The sequence below is a fragment of the Variovorax sp. P4_D9 genome (assembly GCF_056401695.1).
Genome location: NZ_JBFUIU010000591.1, coordinates 1 through 5,614 on the forward strand (window position 1 = coordinate 1; position 5,614 = coordinate 5,614).

Below are 5,614 nucleotides of genomic sequence, written 5' to 3' on the forward strand. Positions count from 1 at the left end.
GGGCAATTCCTCGGCGGCGGCGGGCGCGTTGATCGACGCGTCGGTCATGCCGCACGTCACTTCCGGTAACACCAATGCCCCGACCCTGATGATCGGTGCTAAGGGAGCCGACATGGTCGTTGAAGATGCGCTGCCAAGGCGCGCCATCCTCACTTAAGGAACTTTCTAGATGACAACTCAGGCAGTGCCACCCTCAACGCAGGACAGTCCGTGTTACCCACGGATCGGCCTTTTCATTAATGGAGAGTGGATCCATGACGTTTCTTCAGTAAGCAAGGTCATCAACCCGGCAACCGAGGAAGTACTCGCGCACGTTCCGAAGGCTGATGGGGCCGTCCTTCAGCGTGCGTTAGAGGCAGCTGCGCGAGGCTTCGTCGCATGGCGCGACACCCCACCGCAGACCCGAATCCGTACGATGCAGGGCGCCGTCAGCCTCATGCGAGAAAGGGCGGAAGCAATCGCGATCGTTTTGACTCTTGAGAATGGGAAGCCGCTTGCTCAAGCGAGAGCCGAAGTTGAGCGATCGCTCAGCTTCTACGATTGGGAAATCGGGCAGGCGGCCCGCGCATACGGGATCATCGTTCCCAGTGCACCCCACATGCAGAAGCTCATTCTCAGACAACCCGTGGGACCCGTGTACGCAGTCACACCTTGGAACGGGCCAATGGGTGCCATCGCCCGAAAGACGGGAGCCGCGCTCGCGGCGGGGTGCTCCGTTATCCTCAAGCCTGCCGAAGAAACGCCAGGCACCGCTTGTGAGATTGTCAAATGCTTCGAGGACGCGGGGCTGCCGCCAGGAGTCCTCAACCTCGTCCTGGGAGATCCCGCAGAGATTTCATCGACCCTGATCGGTTCTCCGACGATTCGACTGGTCACGTTCACGGGGTCGACTCTCGTGGGCAAGCACTTGGCGGAGCTTGCCGCGCGTGCGATGAAACCTACCTTGCTGGAACTTGGTGGGCACGCTCCCGTGCTAGTCGGGGAAGACGTACGGGTCGCAGAGGTTGCGAGGTTGGCGGCGATCACGAAGACTCGCGCGGCCGGGCAGATCTGCACTTCACCGTCACGCTTCATTGTGCACCGTAACGTCTATCAGCAGTTTGTGCAAGCCTTCGCTTCTGCGCTATCCGAGCTCAGGGTGGGGAATGGGATGGAGCCCGGCGTCGACGTTGGGCCGGTTGCCAACGACCGCAGGCTCGCCGCGGCGCAGGCGCTGGTGGAGGACGCCAGAAGGCACGGCGCCAAAGTCGCAACAGGCGGCCATCGCATTGGTGATCGTGGCTTTTTCTTCGCGCCCACGTTGCTGGCTGACGTGCCGCTCACGGCCGAAGTAATGCGCACTGAGCCCTTTTGTCCCATCGCTGCGTGCGTTCCCGCGGCCAGTCTTGATGATGCTATTGGAATTGCCAATTCGCTGCCGTTTGGGCTGGCAGCCTATGCATTCACGAACTCGCTCGACGAAGCAGAACAGATCGCCCGGCGGCTTGAGACTGGAATGCTGTCGATTAACCACTTCGACACCCCCGATGCCGATACTCCGTTTGGCGGGATTAAGGACAGCGGCCTCGGTCGCGAGGGCGGCCCTGGCAGCCTTGATGCTTACCTGTTCACTAAGACGGTGCTTCAAAGTACGGCTCGAGTCTAAAGCGCTCGCCTCGGAAGATCGAAGTGGGTAGTGCGAGATGCATTGCAGCCGGCGAAATCGTGCTCGAAGATCCGACCATTTGCAGGACTTCGGCGCCTCTAGATCAAAAACGCACAGCGTAGTGGGACGACGATTGTGTCTCACCAAGGAGATCCGCTGCATCCGTGGCCTTGAGGCCACCTAGCGGAGGGCGGCCGCGTGAACACGTGAGCAGGATGTTTTGATGGAATGACCCTGCCTCGTTTCCACTTGCAGCAAGTCATGCCGTCATGCTGCCAAATGCATGGGGGTCGGTATCGAGCGTTTGCTCCAGATCGCCAGATCGGCCGGATCTAGCTCACAAACGGCTCGCCCCACACCTGAGCCCGATATTGGAGCACTGGTTCTCCACACTGGGCGAGCGGCTGGAGAGCGGCAGCCAGCGGACCGAGGGCAGGGTGCAGCAGTTGGCCATCGGGTCGCGAGCCCATGGCCCGCGGGCCAAGCTAACGCCGGCAGGCCCTTCACTGGCAATGTACATCGCCAGCGCTGGTCCAAAGTCATGAGGGCCACGTCGAATCGGCGCCAGGGAACATCGAGGGTCGAGGGGGCAGTGAAGGTCGAGCTTGCGACCCTTCGCGACCGAGCCACCGGCGCAGTGCATCGCACAACGCAGCTGCAACGCTGCAACGCCAGCAGGAGCAGGCCGAACGAGTGATCTGACAGTTGCGCGAGAGTCAGGTGACCCTCCCGCGCTGTCATCTCGAGGCGCGCCGCGGTGAGAGTGCTGCGACGAACTTGGAGAGGAGGCGGCGTTCCTACTGCCCGGATTCCCGATGTTTTCAAAAGGGGATGCCAGGGACTTCGACTTCTGCGGTAAAGATTCCACCAAGAAGCTCGCCAGCGAGCATTTCCTCGTAGTTCCCTGTGTATGCACTGCAAAAGAGTGTTTTACCCGCAACTCCACCCAGCGAACAGGAAACTGCATGTCGACCGCATCGCACCTGGTCTGTAATTTCACCGCCGTCGAGCACCCGGACGAATTCGCCGGTGTTGAAGCACGCGGCCCAAATTGCATTCGATGCGTCGGCACAGATGCCATCTGGCTCGCGATCCCCTAGGTGGGCATAAACACGTCGATTCGACAATCGGCCATCCGAATCGCGGTCAAAAGCAGTCAGTCGACACGCCCATGTCTCCGCGACCACCAGCGTACGTCCCTCGTTGATGATGACCATCCCGTTTGGAAATTCCAAGCCACCCGCAGCGACATGGATCGATCCGTCGGGCTCGACCACATGCAAATCCGTGAGCGCTTTCGGTGCACCGCCAAGCCTGTCATAGCCGAAATTGCCTACGTAAATCCAACCTCTCTCGTCGACAACCATGTCGTTTAAATCGCCGCGAGCGACACTGGATAGATCTGCATAGACTTCAGGTACTCCCTTCACCAGTTTCAGGATTTTGCGGTCCTGCATGGATACAACGACTGGCGTTCCGTCAGGAAGGAAGCCAATGCCGGCCGGTCGATGCGGCACGTCGCATTGCAATGTCCTGCTTCCATCCCGCTGAACCGTATACAGCTTTTTGCCGAATACGTCGGACACCCAGATACGATCTCGATGCCAACGCGGCGCCTCAAGAAAGGCAAAGTCGCCTGCCCAAAGCGTGGAGTTATGCTCCTTGACCATGATGCGGGTCTCCAAAAAAGATAGGTATTTCGCGACAGCGATTCGATCAGGCGAAGTCTCGAACGAGCCCGTTGTGTTGCACGGGATCACTCTGCCAGGATCGCACTACCTCAGATACCCGTCGACTGGCCGCCGTCAACCACCATGGCGTGTCCGGTGGTAAACGAGGATTCGTCTGAGCAGAGGAAAAGCACCGACGCCGCGATTTCCTCTGGCTTACCCATCCGGCCAACCGGCTCCATCTCCAGCACGCGCGCGAGGCCTTGCGGAGTGTTGCCGGTGATGCGCGACATCATCGCGGTATCGGTGATGCCGGGGCACATGGTATTGACCCGAATTTTAGATTTTGCATACTCGAGCGCCGCCACCTTGCTGATGCAAGTCACGCCGAACTTGGAAGCGCTGTACGCCCCCTGCCCCTGGAAAGGAATAAAGCCTGCAGTGGACGAAGTGTTCACGATTGCGCCACCCGTGTCATTTCGAAGCATGAGTTCGATTTCGTATTTCATGCACACGAACACACTTCGAAGATTCACACGAATCACGCGATCCCATTCCTCCTCGGAGGTCTCGGTCAGCGTCTTTACCTGATGTTCGATTCCGGCATTGTTGAAGGCCACATCGAGACGTCCGAAAGTTTCAATCGTCTTGTCAAGCGCCGCCTTGACGTCGCGCACTTCCGCGACGTCGCACCGCACTGCGATTCCCAATCCTCCGATTTCCTCGATGATCTTGGCAGTGGCCAGATTGGCTTCCTCGGAAATGTCAGCCAGCACGACATTTGCGCCCTCCCGTGCAAAGGCGAGCGCAGTTGCACGCCCAATGCCGCTTCCGGCGCCTGTGACGAACGCCACCTTTCCCTGGAATCGCTTCTGCTGAATTGCAGCCATGTTTATCTCCTTGGTTGCCGAACCTTGATTGCGAGCCATCGACGGCTCGATAAAAGAACACGTGCGCCTTTGGACGATGGCGCTCCGATGAAATCGCTATGGTGAATGTTTGTTGTAGCTCCTGGAGTGAACACACCTCTATCGAAGCCCTCTGCTCGGTCGGCCTGGATCATGCACACGGATTTTCTCGATCAATCAGTAAACGCTTGAATCCTTCGACGAAAGAAGGAGCCGAAAGATGGGAGACCATGTTGCTCATGATGTCTCGGTGGGAATGGAAAGCCAACTGCTCTCTCGCGACTCGAAGCGTCGTACTTTTCGAACGCTCTCTTGAAAGTGGCCACGGCTCACTCCAAGTTGTCCTCCAACCCAGCGATTGCCAGCTGCGATCCGGCCCTGCGGCGGCTCGGGGCCAGTTCTTGGCCGTCCTCGTCAGGCGCAAGCGTGCACTCCACGACGCGCCTTGGGAACGTCCACATCGGCGGCTGGATCATCATCCATCTGGTGGGCACCGGGATGTTTAGGTTGGGCGCGTCAGATGAAGCGACCCGAGTTGCCGATGACGACTTCTTCCAAGAAGACTTGAGCCTCAAGCACGGCGACCTGCTCAGCGGTCGGGTGTCCAAGTGGTGTGCGGGTGTGCGAGCTACTCAGTAGTCGGAAATATGGGTGACAGAGGGCGCTTCGAAGAATGATCGAACAAGCCGGCGATTCTTCTGCGTATTGCGCAGTTGCTGGTCGACGCGGATTTCGAGTTTCCAGCTCGCAATGGGTTGCGAGCTACCCCATTACGATCGGCCTGACTCCAGATCAGTTCGTCCGGATTCAGGTCCGGTGCGTAGCCCGGCAGATTGTGCATGCTCAGCTTGACCTGAGTGGATTCGACTTACTCGCGCACGTTGGCTTTCTTGTGGGCCGGCAATCCGTCACCAGGTGCACCGGCTTGCTGCGACCCTTCATCATCTTCTCGAGCAATTCGATGAACGGTGTGGCATTCAACGCACTGGCGAATCTCTTCAAGCGTTTTGTGATCCAGCGTAGATACCAATCGGCTGTCGGCTGTCGGCCGACGCGCCCGCTCCTGGGGTACAGCGGCTCGATGACTGCGATCAAGCGTGCCCAAGGCACAACGCGTTCCATGTCGGCCAGAAGCTTCTCGCGTCGCGTGCGCTTCTTCTTCATCGTGTACTCGGCGCTGGCAAAGCTGCGTTGGTTCATCTCGGTGGTGCTATGACTTGCGATGCCTTCACGCCTGCACGGGCCGTGCCCGCTTCGACCTATTGATCAGCATTTTTCCTTAGCTCGGCCAATTCGAAGAAGCGAAGAAGTCCACTCCGGCCAATCGGCTGGTGCTCTGTGAGCGAGGTGGCGAAGCCTTGGACGCCAAGGGAGTGGTCGAGGTCGTAGCT

Annotated in this window: 3 protein-coding genes and 1 pseudogene; 1 reads left to right on the plus strand and 3 read right to left on the minus strand. The window is 58.9% G+C overall.

Going from position 1 to position 5,614, the window contains the following annotated elements:
* Positions 1–169 precede the first annotated feature (169 nt).
* Positions 170–1,645 carry an NAD-dependent succinate-semialdehyde dehydrogenase gene (locus tag AC1DY5_RS39740; protein WP_478119950.1) on the plus strand — a complete coding sequence of 492 codons (1,476 nt, stop codon included), beginning with the start codon at positions 170–172 and terminating at the stop codon, positions 1,643–1,645.
* An 821-nt stretch (positions 1,646–2,466) separates the two neighbouring features.
* On the opposite strand, the gene AC1DY5_RS39745 is transcribed toward AC1DY5_RS39740, so the two are convergent.
* From AC1DY5_RS39745 to AC1DY5_RS39755, 3 genes and pseudogenes are all read right to left on the minus strand, one after another.
* Positions 2,467–3,315, minus strand: a complete 849-nt coding sequence (locus AC1DY5_RS39745) for an SMP-30/gluconolactonase/LRE family protein (RefSeq protein WP_478119951.1) — start codon at positions 3,313–3,315, stop codon at positions 2,467–2,469.
* A 110-nt stretch (positions 3,316–3,425) separates the two neighbouring features.
* Positions 3,426–4,205 (minus strand): glucose 1-dehydrogenase, encoded by a 780-nt coding sequence (locus AC1DY5_RS39750; RefSeq protein ID WP_478119952.1) that lies wholly within the window; start codon positions 4,203–4,205, stop codon positions 3,426–3,428.
* A 1,056-nt stretch (positions 4,206–5,261) separates the two neighbouring features.
* Positions 5,262–5,423 (minus strand): annotated as a pseudogene (locus AC1DY5_RS39755) (IS5/IS1182 family transposase); the annotation flags it as partial.
* Between the last annotated feature and the right edge of the window lie 191 nt (positions 5,424–5,614).